The organism is Sphingomonas sp. NCPPB 2930, assembly GCF_042867205.1.
Taxonomy (GTDB): Bacteria; Pseudomonadota; Alphaproteobacteria; order Sphingomonadales; family Sphingomonadaceae; genus Sphingomonas.
Map to the genome: position 1 here is coordinate 47,819 of NZ_JBHZQU010000008.1, position 14,455 is coordinate 62,273.

General features: G+C 68.4%; 17 protein-coding genes. 12 read left to right on the top strand and 5 right to left on the bottom strand.

The window, feature by feature from the left end; translation table 11 throughout:
* Positions 1-4 precede the first annotated feature (4 nt).
* The 10 genes from ACFX59_RS10905 (at position 5) to ACFX59_RS10950 (ending at position 8,769) form a co-directional block, all read left to right on the top strand.
* Positions 5-1,387 carry a DUF1501 domain-containing protein gene (locus ACFX59_RS10905; RefSeq protein WP_387432273.1) on the top strand — a complete coding sequence of 461 codons (1,383 nt, stop codon included), beginning with the start codon at positions 5-7 and terminating at the stop codon, positions 1,385-1,387.
* Between the two features lie 227 nt (positions 1,388-1,614).
* Complete coding sequence (locus ACFX59_RS10910; protein ID WP_387432275.1) at positions 1,615-2,676, top strand: NAD(P)-dependent alcohol dehydrogenase; 1,062 nt, start codon at positions 1,615-1,617, stop codon at positions 2,674-2,676.
* A gap of 278 nt (positions 2,677-2,954) precedes the next feature.
* Positions 2,955-3,854, top strand: a complete 900-nt coding sequence (locus tag ACFX59_RS10915; RefSeq protein ID WP_307101514.1) for a heme o synthase — start codon at positions 2,955-2,957, stop codon at positions 3,852-3,854.
* Positions 3,851-3,985: a hypothetical protein gene (locus ACFX59_RS10920; protein WP_307101516.1), complete on the top strand. Its 135-nt coding sequence runs from the start codon at positions 3,851-3,853 to the stop codon at positions 3,983-3,985. The genes ACFX59_RS10915 and ACFX59_RS10920 overlap by 4 nt, the downstream gene beginning before the upstream one ends.
* The gene (locus ACFX59_RS10925; protein WP_307101518.1) at positions 3,985-4,524 is read left to right on the top strand and encodes a cytochrome c oxidase assembly protein; all 540 of its coding nucleotides are present in this window, start codon (positions 3,985-3,987) and stop codon (positions 4,522-4,524) included. The genes ACFX59_RS10920 and ACFX59_RS10925 overlap by 1 nt, the downstream gene beginning before the upstream one ends.
* Before the next feature lie 34 nt (positions 4,525-4,558).
* Positions 4,559-5,470 (top strand): cytochrome c oxidase subunit 3, encoded by a 912-nt coding sequence (locus ACFX59_RS10930; RefSeq protein ID WP_307101520.1) that lies wholly within the window; start codon positions 4,559-4,561, stop codon positions 5,468-5,470.
* Entirely contained in the window at positions 5,430-5,870 is a 441-nt protein-coding gene (locus tag ACFX59_RS10935; protein ID WP_387432278.1) for a DUF983 domain-containing protein, read from the top strand. Before ACFX59_RS10930 ends, ACFX59_RS10935 begins: the two co-directional genes overlap by 41 nt.
* Positions 5,867-6,487 (top strand): SURF1 family cytochrome oxidase biogenesis protein, encoded by a 621-nt coding sequence (locus ACFX59_RS10940; protein ID WP_387432280.1) that lies wholly within the window; start codon positions 5,867-5,869, stop codon positions 6,485-6,487. The genes ACFX59_RS10935 and ACFX59_RS10940 overlap by 4 nt, the downstream gene beginning before the upstream one ends.
* A 13-nt stretch (positions 6,488-6,500) precedes the next feature.
* A complete protein-coding gene (gene thrC / locus ACFX59_RS10945) occupies positions 6,501-7,889 on the top strand; it encodes a threonine synthase (protein ID WP_387432282.1) in 1,389 nt (462 codons plus the stop codon).
* A gap of 10 nt (positions 7,890-7,899) precedes the next feature.
* A complete protein-coding gene (locus tag ACFX59_RS10950) occupies positions 7,900-8,769 on the top strand; it encodes a class I SAM-dependent methyltransferase (RefSeq protein ID WP_387432284.1) in 870 nt (289 codons plus the stop codon).
* Between the two features lie 79 nt (positions 8,770-8,848).
* Here the strand turns inward: ACFX59_RS10950 and ACFX59_RS10955 are convergent, their stop codons facing one another.
* The 4 genes from ACFX59_RS10955 to ACFX59_RS10970 are packed head-to-tail and all read right to left on the bottom strand — an operon-like array spanning position 8,849 to position 11,232.
* Positions 8,849-9,586, bottom strand: coding sequence for a methyltransferase (locus ACFX59_RS10955; protein ID WP_387432286.1), 738 nt, complete (start codon positions 9,584-9,586; stop codon positions 8,849-8,851).
* 4 nt (positions 9,587-9,590) lie between these two features.
* Entirely contained in the window at positions 9,591-10,229 is a 639-nt protein-coding gene (locus ACFX59_RS10960) for a heme exporter protein CcmB (RefSeq protein ID WP_387432288.1), read from the bottom strand.
* Complete coding sequence (ccmA, locus tag ACFX59_RS10965; protein WP_387432290.1) at positions 10,226-10,816, bottom strand: heme ABC exporter ATP-binding protein CcmA; 591 nt, start codon at positions 10,814-10,816, stop codon at positions 10,226-10,228. Before ccmA ends, ACFX59_RS10960 begins: the two co-directional genes overlap by 4 nt.
* Positions 10,813-11,232, bottom strand: a complete 420-nt coding sequence (locus ACFX59_RS10970; RefSeq protein ID WP_307101537.1) for a metallopeptidase family protein — start codon at positions 11,230-11,232, stop codon at positions 10,813-10,815. Before ACFX59_RS10970 ends, ccmA begins: the two co-directional genes overlap by 4 nt.
* On the opposite strand from ACFX59_RS10970, the gene ACFX59_RS10975 reads away from it, so the two are divergent.
* Entirely contained in the window at positions 11,202-11,579 is a 378-nt protein-coding gene (locus ACFX59_RS10975; protein WP_307101539.1) for a 4a-hydroxytetrahydrobiopterin dehydratase, read from the top strand. The genes ACFX59_RS10970 and ACFX59_RS10975 overlap by 31 nt on opposite strands.
* Before the next feature lie 121 nt (positions 11,580-11,700).
* Here the strand turns inward: ACFX59_RS10975 and ACFX59_RS10980 are convergent, their stop codons facing one another.
* Entirely contained in the window at positions 11,701-12,702 is a 1,002-nt protein-coding gene (locus tag ACFX59_RS10980; RefSeq protein ID WP_387432293.1) for a fumarylacetoacetate hydrolase family protein, read from the bottom strand.
* A 278-nt stretch (positions 12,703-12,980) separates the two neighbouring features.
* On the opposite strand from ACFX59_RS10980, the gene ACFX59_RS10985 reads away from it, so the two are divergent.
* Positions 12,981-14,366, top strand: a complete 1,386-nt coding sequence (locus tag ACFX59_RS10985) for a DEAD/DEAH box helicase (protein ID WP_387432294.1) — start codon at positions 12,981-12,983, stop codon at positions 14,364-14,366.
* The last annotated feature ends 89 nt before the right edge of the window (positions 14,367-14,455 follow it).

Genomic DNA, 14,455 nt, shown 5'->3' on the forward strand with positions numbered 1-14,455 from the left:
GAGCATGATCCACGATCAGTCCCGACGCGCCTTCCTGAAGCGCAGCGCGCTGCTCGGCCTGGCGGGCACCGCTACCCCCTTTGTCACCAGCCTGGCCGCGATCGGCGAGGCGGCGGCGGCCACCGCGTCGGATTACAAGGCGCTGGTCTGCGTGTTCCTGTACGGCGGCAACGACTATGCCAACACGCTCGTCCCCTATGACGAGACCAGCTTCGCGGCCTATCGCGCGGCGCGCGCCAATATCGGCTATCAGCGCGATGCGCTGGCGGGCAGCGTCCTGAATCCCGCCGTCGCGCTGCCGGGGGGCCGCGCCTATGCGCTGTCGCCATCGATGCCCGAGATGAGCCAGCTGTTCGCGGCGGGCAAGATGGCGGTGGCGCTGAACGTCGGCACGCTGGTCGAGCCGACGACCAAGACGCAATATGCCAACCGCACCGTCAGGCTGCCGCCCAAGCTGTTCAGCCACAACGACCAGCAGAGCTTCTTCCAGGCCTCGACCCCGGAGGGTGCGACGAGCGGCTGGGGCGGACGGATTGGCGACGTGTTCCAGAGCGGCAACGGCGCCGCCGCGCTGACCTGCATCAACACCAGCGGCAACGCCGTCTATCTGACCGGGCGCAGCGCGATCCAATATGCGGTGGGCACGGGCGGGCCGGTGGCGCTGCTCGGCGGCAGCCGGACGCTCTATGGCTCGTCAACGGCGCTCGACACGCTGCGCGGGTTGATGACCACCGAGCCGGGCTTTGCCATGGCGAGCGAACATGCCCGGATCAGCAAGCGCGCGCTCGACATCCAGGCGCAGTTGAGCAGCGCGCTGGCCGGGGCGCCCGCCGCCAATTTCCCGCTCTTCCCCTCCGGCAACACGCTGGCCGACCAGTTGAGGATGGTCGCGCGGATGATCGCGATCAGCCAGACGCTGGGGCTGAAGCGGCAGGTCTTCTTCGTCTCGATGGGCGGGTTCGACCTGCACGACAATCTGGTCGCGCAGCATCCGGGGCTGCTCGCCAAGGTGTCGGCGGCGATGAAGGCCTTTTACGACACCACCGCTGCGATGGGCGTCGCCAATCAGGTGACCAGCTTCACCGCCTCCGACTTCGGGCGGACGCTGCAATCCAATGACGACGGCTCCGACCATGGCTGGGGCGGCATGCATTTCGTCGTTGGCGGCGCGGTGCGGGGCCAGCGTTTCTATGGCAAGGCGCCGATCGTCGGCACGAACAGCAGCGACGATGTCGGGCAAGGCCGCCTGCTGCCCACCATGTCGGTCGATCAATATGCCGCGACGCTGGCCAGTTGGTTCGGGATCGACTCGGGCGGCTTGCGCACCGTGCTTCCCAATATCGGCAATTACGACGCCTCGACCTGGAACCAGGGATTCATGGGATAGGATCGGGGCCGGAATACCGCCTTTCCCGGCCGGCTCCGGACAATCTTTGCCCCCCAAAGCATGGCCGCGAATAGTATAGTGACAATATAACATCCTGCATTGCGGCGATTATCCGATCATCAACGATCGGAAAAACTTGCCCTTCTCTTGGCTGGCACGCGACTCCGCCCGCCCCATATGGGCGCCGCGATCCTTCGGTCGCGTCACAGATTTCCAGAGGAGCTTCCATGCCCACTCCCGCCAAGGGCTATGCCGCCCAGTCGGCCGAGACCCCGCTCGCGCCCTTTTCCTTCGAGCGTCGCGATCCGCAGGGCGACGATGTCGCGATCGACATCCTCTATTGCGGGGTCTGCCACTCCGACCTCCACACCGCACGGAGCGAATGGGCGGGCACCCAATATCCGTGCGTGCCGGGCCATGAGATCGTCGGGCGCGTGACCGCCGTCGGCGATGCCGTGACCAAGTACCGGGTCGGCGATCTGGTCGGCGTCGGCTGCATGGTCGACAGTTGCGGCCATTGCCCGTCCTGCCATGACGGCGAGGAGCAATATTGCGAGACGACCGGCTTCGTCGGCACCTATAACGGCCCCGACCCCGTGCTGGGCGGCCATACCTTCGGCGGCTATTCCGACCATATCGTGGTCAAGGAAGGCTTCGTCCTGAAGATCAACCATGACGATGCCGATCTGGCCGCCGTCGCACCTTTGCTCTGCGCCGGAATCACCACCTATTCCCCCTTGCGCCACTGGAAGGTCGGGCCGGGCCAGAAGGTCGGCATCGTCGGTCTGGGCGGCCTGGGCCATATGGGTGTGAAGATCGCCGCCGCGATGGGGGCCGAGGTCTATGTCTTCTCGACGTCACCGGGCAAGCGCGACGACGCCAAGCGGCTGGGCGCCAAGGACCTGATCGTGTCGAAGGACGAGGCGCAGATGGCGGAACACGCCAATAGCTTCGACTTCATCCTGAACACCGTGGCCGCGCCGCACGATCTCGACGCGTTCCTGATGCTGCTCAAGCGCGATGGGACGATGACGCTGGTCGGCGTGCCCGACTCGCCGCACCCGTCGCCTTCGGTCGGCAATCTCGTCTTCCGCCGTCGGTCGCTGGCGGGCTCGCTGATCGGCGGCATCGCCGAGACGCAGGAGATGCTGGACTTCTGCCACCAGCACGGCCTGACCGCCGATATCGAGATGATCGCGATGGACGAGGTCAACACCGCCTATGACCGGATGCAGAAGAGCGATGTGAAATATCGCTTCGTCATCGACATGGCGACGCTGAAGGGCTGAGGCCCATCGGTACTGGGCACGCCCCTCCCGCAGGCGGGAGGGGATGGGGGAGGGCAGGCCACGGGCGATGGTCTCGGTGAGACCTCTGGCCCTCCCCCCGTCCCCCTCCCGCTTGCGGGAGGGGGTGCGCTCTTGGCGGGCGGGGCCATATTCTTCTCCCCATCCCGCAGGCGGGGGAGGGGGTGCCCCAGGGGTTGACCTTGATGAGACTCCCCCCAGCCCCGGCACAGACGCTTCGATTGCCCCCCTCCCCGCCAAGCCCTATATGCGGGACTCCCATGTCCAGCATTCCCTCTTCCGTTTTCGTGCCCGCCGACTGGCGCGACTTCCTCGCCCTGACCAAGCCGCGGGTGATGACGCTGGTCGTGTTCACCGGCCTGTGCGGAATGCTGGCCGCGCCGGTGGGGGTCGATCCGGTGATCGGCTTCACTGCCATATTGTGCATCGCGCTGGGCGCCGGCGCGGCGGGGGCGCTCAACCAATGGTATGAGGCGGACCTGGATGCGCTGATGAAGCGCACCGCCAAGCGTCCCCTGCCCGCCGGTCGGATGACCCGCGAGTCGGCGCTGCATTTCGGGGTGGGGCTGGCCTGTTTCTCGGTGCTGCTGATGGGGCTGGCGGTGAATTACGTCGCCGCGGGGATCCTGACCGTCTCGATCCTGTTCTACGTCCTCGTCTATACCGTCTGGCTGAAGCGGCGGACGCCGCAGAATATCGTCATCGGCGGCGCGGCGGGGGCGTTTCCGCCGCTGATCGGCTGGGCCGCCGCGACCGGCGAAGTGGCGCTGCTGCCCTTCCTGCTGTTCAGCCTCGTCTTCCTGTGGACCCCGCCGCATTTCTGGGCGCTCGCGCTGTTCGTGAAGACCGATTACGCCAATGCGGGTGTGCCGATGCTGCCCGTCGTCGCGGGCGAGCGGGTGACGCGGGCGCAGATCGGGCTCTACACCATCCCGATGGCCATCGCCGCCGTCGCGCCCTGGCCGCTGGGCCTGACGGGTGCGATCTATGGCGCGATCGCCAGCGTCGGGACGGCGATCTTCGCCGCCTATGCCGCGGTGGTCGCCTTTCGCCACACCCGGCCCGATGACGCGATGAAGCCCGAAAAGCGGCTGTTCAAATATTCGATCCTCTATCTTTTCCTTCTCTTCGGCGCGCTGGTGGTGGATCGTTGGGCATGACGCCTGACGATTCGAATCGGATTCGCGCCAAGCAGCGCGCCCGTGCCATGGTGATGGCCCTGCTGCTCGGCTTCCTGGTCGTGCTGATCTTCTTCATCACCCTGTCGAAGATCCGGTCGGGGATGCACTGATGCGGCTGACGCGCCAGGCCCGGACGGTCGCGTTCGCGCTGTTCGGCGTGGTGTTCATGACCGGCCTCGCCTTTGCCAGCGTGCCGCTCTACCGCATGTTCTGCCAGGTTACGGGCTATCAGGGCACGACCCAGCGCGGGGCGGCCGCGCCGGGCAGCGTCCACCGCCAGATCCGCGTCGATTTCGACGCCAATGTCTCCTCGCGGCTGGCCTGGACCTTCAAGCCCGAAAACCCGCACGAGACGGTCGATATCGGCGCGCGCGACATGGTGTTCTTCACCGCGACCAACAATGCGAAGGTGCCCGTCACCGGCACCGCGACCTTCAACGTCACCCCCGACCAGGCGGGCCGCTATTTCACCAAGATCCAGTGCTTCTGCTTCACCCAGCAGACGCTGCAACCCGGTGAGACGGCGCGGATGCCGGTGATCTTCTTCATTGACCCCAAGATCCTGAACGACCCGGACGCGCGCGACATCGAGACCATCACCCTGTCCTACACATTTTACCCGGTGGATTCGGGGAAGAAAGCGGGTTAGCCTCCCCCCAAAAGAGAAACATAGGGACGGGATCATGGCTGGCGCGAAGAACCACGACTATCATATCCTGCCGCCGAGCCCCTGGCCGCTGGCCAGTTCGATGTCGGCGCTGCTCATGGCCTCGGGCGCGATCATGTGGATGCACAGCGCGCCCGGCGGCGGCTGGGCGTTCCTGGCGGGGCTGGCGGCGGTGCTGTTCTGCATGGGCAGCTGGTGGGCCGATGTCGTGCGCGAGGCGCATCATGGCGACCACACCCCCGTCGTCCAGCTGCATTTCCGATACGGCATGATCCTGTTCATCGCGTCGGAGGTGATGTTCTTCGTCGGCTGGTTCTGGGCCTTTTTCGACTTCGCGCTGTTCCCGACCGCGATGAGCTTCGTCGACGGCCAGGTGGAACGCGCGACCGAGGGCGCCGCCGCCATCGCCGCGACCTGGCCGCCCAAGGGGCTGGAGGTGATCGACGCCTTCAAGCTGCCCTTGCTCAACACGCTGATCCTGCTGACCAGCGGCACCACCGTGACCTGGGCGCACCATGCGCTGATCCACAACCAGCGCGGCGGCGAGAAGCGCGGCCTGTGGGGGGTGCTGGGCGTCGGCGACCGGGACGGCGTGCTGAAGGGCCTGTGGCTGACGGTCGTGCTGGGCCTGATCTTCAGTTCGATCCAGGCCTATGAATATGTCCACGCGCCCTTCCCTTTTAAGGGCATCAACTATGGCGCGGCCTTCTTCATGGCGACCGGGTTCCACGGTTTCCACGTCATCGTCGGCACCATCTTCCTGATCGTCTGCCTGATCCGCGCCTATCGCGGCGACTTCACCCCGCGCCAGCATTTCGGGTTCGAGGCGGCGGCCTGGTACTGGCATTTCGTCGACGTGGTGTGGCTGTTCCTGTTCGTCACCATCTATGTCTGGGGTGGCTGGGGCGCGCCGGTCCATAGTGGCTGAGCCTGCCCCGCCCACCATCGCGCAGGCCGCATTCGGGGGGCTGTGTCCGCGTTGCGGCCAGCCCCATTTGTTTGCCGGGCCGCTCTTCTCGAAACAGGTGACGACCTTCGCCGATACATGCGCGGCGTGCGGGCTGGATTTCACCCGCTTCAATGTCGGCGATGGGCCCGCCGCCTTCCTGACGCTGATCCTGGGCACGGTCGTCACCATCGCGGCGATCGCGGTCGAGCTGACGCTGCATCCGCCGCTCTGGCTGCACATGCTGATCTGGCTGCCGCTGACCGCCATCGGCGTCGTCTATACGCTGCGCGTCGCCAAGGGGGCGCTGATGGCCGCCGAATATCGCAACGAAGCGCGCGAGGGCGCGGTCGCCAGACCCGACGCGGACGACGACGCATGAAGCGGGTGCCGGTCCTGCCCACGCTGATCGTCGGGCTGGCGGTCGCGGCGATGATCGCGCTGGGGCTGTGGCAATTACTCGAACGGTTGCCGCAAAAGGAGGCCTATCTGGCGCAGCTGGCCGCCAACCCCGCCAGGCCGCCCATCGCCTTTCCACTGTTCCCCGACGACAGCCTGCTCTTCCGCCGCACCGTCGCCGAGTGCCGACCGCCCGTCACGGTGCGCCGCGCCGGGGCCGGGGCGGCGGGGTTTCGGCTGATCGCGACCTGTTCGATGCAGCGCGGCGCGATGCAGGTACAGCTGGGCACCACCCATGATCCGCGCAAGGCGATCGCCTGGCCCGGCGGCCGGGTGACGGGCTATGTCGCCCACGCCCCCGACGGCCGTTCGCTGATCCAGTCGGCCTTCGACCACCGGCCGCAAGCCATGCTGCTGGTCGCGGACAGCCCGGCCACCGGACTGGAGCCCAACCCCAGCCCCGATATTGACGCGGTGCCCAACAACCACCTGGCCTATGCCGTGCAATGGTTCCTGTTCGCCGCCATCGCCGCAATTATCTATGCTTTGGCGGTCGTTCGGCGCAATCGAATGGTTGTGATGACCGACACACACGGTTAAGCCGCACCGCATCATGCGCTATCACAGTACCCGCGGCTCCGCCCCCGTCCTCGATTTCCGGGGCGCGACCCTGGCCGGTCTCGCCAGCGATGGCGGGCTCTATGTTCCGGAAGCCTGGCCGACCCTCTCTACGGAAGAAATCGAGGGACTGGCGGGGCTGTCCTATGCGCAGACCGCCGCCAAGATCATGGCGCCGTTCGTCGGCGACAGCCTGACCGCCGAGGAGCTCCAGGACCTGTGCAACGCCGCCTATGGCCGCTTCTCGCACGCCGCCGTGACGCCCTTGGTCCAGCTCGACCATGACCAGTGGCTGCTGGAGCTGTTCCACGGGCCGACGCTGGCGTTCAAGGACGTCGCGCTCCAGATGTTGGGCCTGTTGTTCGAGCGGTTCCTGCGCGGCACCGAGACGCGGCTGACCATCGTCGGCGCGACCAGCGGCGATACCGGGTCGGCGGCGATCGACGCGGTGGCGGGGCGCGCCAATATCGACATCTTCATGCTGCATCCGGCGGGGCGCGTGACCGAGATCCAGCGGCGCCAGATGACCACGGTGCTGGCCCCCAATGTCCACAATATCGCGATCGAGGGGAATTTCGACGACGCGCAGGCGCTGGTGAAGGCGATGTTCAACGACCGCGCCTTTGCCGATCGGCATACCCTGTCGGCGGTCAACTCGATCAACTGGGCGCGGTTGATGGCGCAGGTCGTCTATTATTTCTACGCCGCCGTCCGACTGGGCGCGCCAGGCAAGGCCGTCGCCTTTTCGGTGCCGACGGGCAATTTCGGCGACGTGTTCGCAGGCTATGTCGCGGCGCGCATGGGCCTGCCGGTCGAGCGGCTGATCGTCGCGACCAACGTCAACGACATCCTCCACCGCGCGCTGTCCTCGGGCGACTATTCCAAGGGGCAGGTGCAGGCGACCGCGACGCCGTCGATGGACATCCAGGTCAGCTCCAATTTCGAACGGCTGCTGTTCGATGCGAACGGCCGCGACGGCGCCGCGCTGGCGGCGCAGATGAAGGGCTTCGAATCGTCGGGCGCGATGCGGCTGACCAATGCGCAGAGCCAGAATATCGCCCCGCTCTTCACCAGCGCGCGGATCGATGCCGACGATATGAGCCGCGCGATGCGCTGGGCCGCCGAGTCGACCGGACAGATCCTCGACCCGCACACCGCCATCGCGCTGTCCGCCGCACGGGCCAGCGACGTCGCGGTGCCCGTGGTGACGCTGGCCACCGCGCATCCGGCCAAGTTCACCGACGCGGTCGAGCGCGCGACCGGGGTGCGGCCCCCGCTGCCCCCCCGCGTCGGCGACCTGTTCGAGCGCGAGGAACGCTTCACCACCCTGCCCGCCACCTTCGACGCGGTGACGGCCTTTATCGACGGGCATGGTTTGCGCTAACGCAGCGCGCATGAAACTCGAAACGATGATCGGCGAGCCCTGGGCGGATTACGGGCTGGTCGACTCCGGCCATGGTCGCAAGCTGGAACGCTATGGCCGGTTCCGCTTCATCCGCCCCGAACCCCAGGCGATGTGGGCCCCGGCGACCAGCGACTGGCGCGCGGCGGCCGAGTTCGTGCCCGGCTCGGACGAGGATGGCGGCGGCCGCTGGAACTTCAACGAGCCGGTCCCGCGCGAGGGATGGCCGCTGAAGTGGAACGAGGTGCGCTTCACCGCGCAGAACACGCCGTTCCGCCATCTGGGCTTCTTCCCCGACATGGCGCCCGTCTGGAGCTGGATGCGCGAGCAGGTCGATGGCCTGGCCGAACCCGAGTGCATGAACCTGTTCGGCTATACGGGCGTCGGCACGCTGGCGATGGCGAGCGCGGGCGCCAAGATGGTCCATGTCGATGCGTCGAAGAAATCGGTCGAGGCGGCGCGGAGCAATGCGATGCTGTCGGGCCTGGGCGATGCGCCGGTCCGCTGGATCATCGACGACGCCGCCAAGTTCGTCGCGCGCGAGGTGCGGCGTGGACGGCGCTATGACGGCATATTGCTCGACCCGCCCAAATATGGACGCGGGCCGGAGGGCGAGGTGTGGCGGCTGGAGGAAGACCTGCCCGGCCTGATCGCCAATTGCCGCCAGCTGCTCGATAGTGATTCGCGCTTCCTGTTCCTGACGGTGTACGCGGTGCGCATGTCGGCGATGGCGATCGGCGAGATGATGCGCCAGGTGATGGCCGACCTGCCCGGCAAGGTGGAGTGCGGCGAACTCGGCGTGCGCGAGGAAGCACGCGGGCTGACCCTGCCCACCGCCATCTGGGCGCGGTGGAGCCGGTAAAGACACACCCTCCGTTCAGCCTGAGCGAAGTCGAAGGCCACGCACGGTCATAGCGGCGGGGCGTGTGCTTCGACTTCGCTCAGCACGAACGGGAGTTGGGAATTTCGATCAACGCGACCTCATAGGTCGCCACCGCACCCCCAGCCTCGAACCGCTTCGCGATCCGCCGCATCGCGCCCGGCGGGATCGGTCGGTGCCCTTCGCGCGGCGTTCCCGCACCGATCGCCCGGAGCGCGCGCATGAACGCGGCCGCCGAGCCGTGCCGCTGCTCGAACCGCCGGGTCTCGACCGGCCAACCCAGCGACTCGACCGGCGGATAGACCGGACTCCCCGCCGCGAATCCCTCCGCCTGGTGCGCCTCGTGCCAGGCCGCGAACGTCCCCTCGACCAGCGTCGTCACCAGCATCCGCCCGCCCGGCGCCAGCAACGCCGCCAGCCGCTGCAACCCGCTGGCCAGATCGGCGAACCACTGCACCGCCAGGCTGCTGACGATCAGGTCGAACGGCGCTTCGTCGGGCAGGTCGGGATGCTCGCCGTCCATCACCCGCCCCCGCGCGCCCGGCTGCCCCGCCAGTCCGCGCGCCAGCATGGCGGGGGCGATGTCGGTCATCAGCCAGTCGGCCCCCTCCAGCCGGGGCCGCACCGCGCCGGTCAGGAAGCCGGTACCGCATCCCACCTCCAGCACGCGGGGACCGGACGGCGCGACCGTGACGATCCGCTCGGCCAGCCAGTCGGCGACCTGCCGCTGCACCACCGCATGCGCGTCATAGGCCGCCGCCGCGTCGAAGGCCCGCGCGATCACCTGGGCGTCTGCCATGATGTCAGTCCCGCACCGACCGGACCGCCGCCGCCGCCAGCCAGGGCGCTCCCGCCACCAGCAGCAGCGAACAGGCCGCCAAAAGCTTCATCGCCCCCATATCGCCGCCGCCCGCGCCGAAGATCAACAGCGGCAGCGCCAGCGGCAACAGCAGCAGCCCCGCCACGCCGCCCGCGCCGCGCAGCCCGGCGGTCAGCGCTCCCGTCGCCACCGCAAGCGCGGCCAGCCCCGGCGTGCCGAGCAGCAGCCCCGCCTCGACCCGGACCAGCGCCGCGCCGTCCAGCCCGAACAGCCCGACCGCGAGCAGCGCCGCGAGCATCAGCGGCGGCGCAAAGGCCAGCCAGTGCCCCATGATCCGCACCCCCATGACGAGCGGCAGCGACAGGCCGCGCACCGCGACCTGATCGAACCAACCCGATTCGCAATCGGGCGCGACCAGCCGCTCGACCGGCAACAGCGCCGCGAGCAGCGCCGCCACCCAGATCGCGCCCGCACCGATCCGCGCCAGCATCGCCCGGTCGGGTCCGATGGCGAAGGGAAAGAGGATGACCGCCAACAGGAAGAAGCCGCTGACCAGCCCCGCCCCGCCCCCGGCATAGCCGCGCCGCACATCGCGCGCGATCAGCGTGCCGATGATCGTCATGTCGGAACCCTCTCGGCCAGCAGGACCGGCTCGGCATCGGGCAGGGCGAGCGTCTGATGCGTGGCGAGCAGCACCGCCCCGCCCCCGGCGCGGTGGCGGGCGATGGCCTGTTCGAGCATCGCGACCCCGGCGGCATCCAGCCCGTTGCCCGGCTCGTCCAGCAGCCAGAGCGGCGCATCGGCCGCCAGCACCCGCGCCAGCGCCGCGCGCCGCCGCTGCCCGGTGGACAGCAGCCGCACCGGCACCTCGGCCAGTGTCGCCAGCCCGACCTCGGCCAGCGCCGCGGCCACCCGCGCGGATGCCTGGTCGCCGCCATCCAGCTTCGCCCAGAAGGACAGCGCATCGACGAGGCGCCTGTCCAGGTCGAGCGCCAGATCCTCGGCCATCAGCGCCACCCGCCCGCTTCGCACGACATGTCCCTCGAACGGGGCGATCAGCCCGGCGGCGAGGCGCAGCAGGCTGGACTTGCCGATGCCGTTGGGACCGGTGACGAGCGCCGCCCCGCCGGGGCCCAGCGCCAGCGACAGCCCGGCGAACAACAGCCGCCCGCCGCGCGCGCAGGCGACCTGGGACAGCTGCAATATCACGCGGCCGGACCGTCCATCGCCTCTTCGAGCGCGTGCATATCCTCGTCCGACAGGCCGAAATGATGGCCGATCTCATGGATCGTCACATGCACGACCAGATCGTCCAGCCGCACCCCGGTCTCGACCCATTCGTCCAGGATCGCGCGGCGATAGAGATGGATGCGGTCGGGCAGCGCGCCCGAATCCATGCTGCTCTTCTCGCCCACCGGCCGCCCGTGATACAGGCCGGTCAGGTCGAGCGGATGGTCGAGCCCCAGCGCGGCCAGCGTCTCGTCATCGGCGAATTCCTCGACGATCAGCACCACATCGCCCAGATGCGCCGCGAACGCCGCGGGAAGGCGCGCGATGGCGTCGCGCGCGATCGCCTCGATCACATCGGCCCCCGGTGCCGCGCCGATCCCGTCTTGCCCGCTCATGCGCGTCGTCATACCGCTGTGCCGGTCAAAAGAACAAGAGAAGCAAGGGGACGGCAATGGTGGAGCGGCTGAGCGAGCTGGACCGGGACGAGGCGCTGGACGGCCTGCCCGACTGGGACTGGGACGAGGGACGCGACGCGATCAGCCGCCGTTTCGTCTTCGCCGATTTCAACGAGGCGTTCGGCTTCATGACCCGCGTGGCGCTGCTGGCGGAGAAGGCGGACCATCATCCCGAATGGTCGAACGTGTGGAACCGGGTCGACATCGTGCTGACCACCCATGACGCGGGCGGCCTGTCGGCGCGCGACATCGACATGGCCGAGGCGATCGACGCGCTGGTGGAGTGACCCCGGTCCTCCCCATCTCCGATGGGGAGGGGGACCGCCGGGCGATAGCCCGGTGGTGGAGGGGCAATGCCGGACGGTTGCGGTCTGCCCCTCCCCAAGCAAGGCCTGGGGAGGTATGGGATCAGCCCACCGTCTGCTCGATCGCGCCGAAGATCGGATGGTGGCGGTCGTCCTCCATCCAGATGCGGACGGTATCGCCCTTCTTCAGAAACGGCGTGACGGGCTCGCCGCCCCGGATCGTCTCGATCATGCGCAGCTCGGCCAGGCAGCTATAGCCGACGCCGCCCTCGGCGACGGGCTTGCCCGGCCCGCCATCGGCGTCGCGGTTGGACACGGTGCCCGAACCGATGATCGTCCCCGCCCCCAGCGCGCGCGTCTTGGCGGCATGGGCGACCAGCGTGCCGAAGTCGAAGGTCATGTCCTGCCCCGCATCCGCACGGCCGAAGGGCTGGCCGTTGAGATCGACCTTCAGCACCCGGTGCAGCTTGCCGTCGCGCCACCAGTCACCCAGCGACTCGGGCGTCACGAAGACCGGCGAGAAGGCCGAGGCGGGCTTGGACTGGAAAAACCCGAACCCCTTGGCCAGTTCGCCGGGGATCAGCCCGCGCAGCGACACGTCGTTGGTCAGCCCGACCAGCCGGATCGCCGCCAATGCCTCCTCACGGCTCGCCCCCATGGGCACGTCGCCGGTGACGACGACGACCTCGCCCTCCAGGTCGCAGCCCCAGCTTTCGTCGGCCAGCGGAATCGCGTCGCGCGGGGCCAGGAATCCGTCCGACCCGCCCTGATACATCAGCGGATCGTGCCAGAAGCTGTCGGGCAGTTCCGCCCCGCGCGCCTGGCGGACGAGCGCGACGTGATTCACATAGGCCGATCCGTCCGCCCATTGATAGGCGCGCGGCAGGGGCGAGGCGGCGTCATGCTCGTGGAATCGCTCGCGCGGGATCACCTCATGGTCGAGGTCGGTCGCCAGATTGGCCAGCGCGGGGGCGACGGCATTCCAGTCGTCGAGGGCGGCCTGCAAGGTCGGGGCGATATGGCCCGCATCGGCATACCAGGCGAGATCGCTCGACACGACGACCAGCTTGCCGTCGCGACCACCCTTGAGACTGGCGAGTTTCATGCAGGACTCCTCTTCGCTAACTGGTATCGGATGTAACCATCCGCCCGCGGTTGTCACGCACCGCGACAATGATCCTGCCCGAAACTTGACTTTTCGCAAGGCGGGGCGCACATGCCCACCCGTCGAAGGCGTCCACTTGCAGCGTGAACGGACTCTCCAGTCCCGGCTCCGCCCCGACCCTGTCTCCAGGCTTCCCTTGTCACGCGGGGTGTCATCAACCCCGGCGCCGCCTCTCGCGGCCCTTCGTGACTCGCGCGCCCATGTCAGAAAGTCATTTCATGTCGTTTTCCGAACTCGGCCTTGCCGAGCCGCTCGTCCGCGCGCTCGAGGCCAAGGGCTATTCCGAACCCACCCCGATCCAGCGCGACTCGATCCCGACGCTGCTGGAAGGCCGCGACCTGCTGGGCATCGCACAGACCGGCACCGGCAAGACCGCCGCGTTCGTGCTGCCGTCGATCCAGCGCCTGGTCGAGGCGAACAAGCGCGTCCTGCCGACCCATTGCCGGATGCTGGTCCTGGCCCCCACCCGCGAACTGGCCAGCCAGATCGCCGAGAATGCGAAGGGCTATGCCAAGTTTTCCAAGCTGGCGGTCGCGACCGTCTTCGGCGGCACCAGCCTGAACAAGAACCGTCAGGACCTGTCGCGCGGCGTCGACATCCTGGTCGCGACGCCGGGCCGCCTGATCGATCTCGTCGAGCAGGGCTTCCTGAACCTGTCGATGATCGAGATCCTGGTGCTGGACGAGGCCGACCAGATGCTCGACCTGGGCTTCATCCACGCGCTGCGCCGCATCGTGAAGATGATCCCGCGCAAGCGCCAGACGCTGTTCTTCTCGGCCACCATGCCCGCCGCGATCCGTGACCTGGCCGACAAGTTCCTCGACAATCCCGCGACCGTTACCGTGACCCCGGTGTCGACCACCGCCGAGCGTGTCGACCAGTCGGTGACGTTCGTGACGCAGCAGGAAAAGCAGGCGCTGCTGACCATCCTGCTCGCCGATCCCGCGATCGAGCTGGCGCTGGTCTTCACCCGCACCAAGCATGGCGCCGACCGCGTCGTGAAGCTGCTGGCGGGCAACGGCATCGCCGCCAACGCGATCCATGGCAACAAGAGCCAGGGCCAGCGCGAGCGCGCGCTGGGCGAGTTCCGCTCGGGCCAGACCCGCGTGCTGGTGGCGACCGACATCGCGGCGCGCGGCATCGACATTCCGGGCGTCAGCCACGTCTTCAACTTCGAGCTGCCCAATGTCGCCGAGCAATATGTCCACCGCATCGGCCGCACCGCGCGCGCCGGCCGTTCGGGCATGGCCATCGCCTTCTGCGCCGAGGATGAGCGTCCGTATCTGAAGGACATCGAGAAGCTGACGCGGCAGAAGATCACCGTCGTCCCGCTGCCCGCCGACTTCGTGAAGCGCGCCGAGACGATCAAGTCGCAGCGGGTCAAGGCGATCGGCGCCGATCCCGCGCCGCGCGTCGACCGCCCGCGTGATCCGGCGCGGCCGCGCGCCACGCATTCCCCGCGCGCGACCGACTCGCGCGCGCCCCAGGGTCGCCAGCCGCGCCGTCGTGGCGGCGGTGGCGGAGCTGGTGGTCCGGGCGGCGGCGGTGGCCGCGGTCGTGGCGGCCGCTCCGGCGGCGGTGCGGGGCGCGGCGCCCAGGGCTGAAAATAGAGGCCTGCCCTCTCCAACAGCACGCCCCTCCCGCAAGCGGGAGGGGATAGGGGAGGGCGGGGTCTCACGGAGACCATCCCCTG